Origin of the sequence: Chryseomicrobium imtechense, from assembly GCF_041475995.1 — a bacterium.
Taxonomy (GTDB): Bacteria; Bacillota; Bacilli; order Bacillales_A; family Planococcaceae; genus Chryseomicrobium; species Chryseomicrobium aureum.
The window spans coordinates 1-1,517 of sequence record NZ_JBGOBM010000030.1 but is presented as its reverse complement, the minus strand read 5'-3'; the positions used below and the strand labels follow the sequence as shown (position 1 = coordinate 1,517).

Below are 1,517 nucleotides of genomic sequence, written 5' to 3'. Positions count from 1 at the left end.
GCACGCTTCCCTATCCTACTGCGTCCCCCCATCACTCAAATGGCGGGGAGGTGGTACAGGAATATCAACCTGTTGTCCATCGTCTACGCCTATCGGCCTCGACTTAGGTCCCGACTGACCCTGAGCGGACGAGCCTTCCTCAGGAAACCTTGGTCATACGGTGGATGGGATTCTCACCCATCTTTCGCTACTCATACCGGCATTCTCACTTCTAAGCGCTCCACCTGTCCTTCCGGTCAGACTTCGACGCCCTTAGAACGCTCTCCTACCACGCATACCCTAGGTATGCATCCACAGCTTCGGTGAACCGTTTAGCCCCGATACATTTTCGGCGCAGCGTCACTCGACCAGTGAGCTATTACGCACTCTTTAAATGATGGCTGCTTCTAAGCCAACATCCTGGTTGTCTAAGCAACGCCACATCCTTTTCCACTTAACGGTTACTTGGGGACCTTAGCTGGTGGTCTGGGCTGTTTCCCTCTTGACTACGGATCTTATCACTCGCAGTCTGACTCCCAGATACAAATCATCGGCATTCGGAGTTTGTCTGAATTCGGTAACCCGGGATGGGCCCCTAGTCCAAACAGTGCTCTACCTCCGAGATTCTTCATCTGAGGCTAGCCCTAAAGCTATTTCGGAGAGAACCAGCTATCTCCAGGTTCGATTGGAATTTCTCCGCTACCCACACCTCATCCCCGCACTTTTCAACGTGCGTGGGTTCGGACCTCCAGTGAGTGTTACCTCACCTTCATCCTGGACATGGGTAGATCACCTGGTTTCGGGTCTACGACCCCATACTCATTCGCCCTGTTCAGACTCGCTTTCGCTGCGGCTCCGTCTCCTCGACTTAACCTTGCATGGAATCGTAACTCGCCGGTTCATTCTACAAAAGGCACGCTATCACCCATTAACGGGCTCTAACTACTTGTAGGCACACGGTTTCAGGATCTCTTTCACTCCCCTTCCGGGGTGCTTTTCACCTTTCCCTCACGGTACTGGTTCACTATCGGTCACTAGGGAGTATTTAGCCTTGGGAGATGGTCCTCCCGGATTCCGACGGAATTTCACGTGTTCCGCCGTACTCAGGATCCACTCTGGAGGGCAATGGGTTTGGACTACAGGACTCTTACCTCGTGTCGTGGGCCTTTCCAGACCGCTTCGTCTACCCCTTGCCTTTGTAACTCCGTATAGAGTGTCCTACAACCCCAAGAGGCAAGCCTCTTGGTTTGGGCTCTTCCCGTTTCGCTCGCCGCTACTCAGGGAATCGATTTTTCTTTCTCTTCCTCCAGGTACTTAGATGTTTCAGTTCCCTGGGTCTGCCTCCGACCAGCTATGTATTCACTGGAAGGTAACACGCCATTACGCGTGCTGGGTTTCCCCATTCGGAAATCTCCGGATCAAAGCTCACTTACAGCTCCCCGAAGCATATCGGTGTTAGTGCCGTCCTTCATAGGCTCCTAGTGCCAAGGCATCCACCGTGCGCCCTTCCTAACTTAACCTAAGTTAGTGCTCTCCAT

1 rRNA gene is annotated in these 1,517 nt (G+C 52.9%); it reads right to left on the bottom strand.

Annotated elements, in window-relative coordinates:
• Positions 1-1,499, bottom strand: a 23S ribosomal RNA gene (locus AB5N96_RS13390); the annotation flags it as partial.
• Positions 1,500-1,517 lie beyond the last annotated feature (18 nt).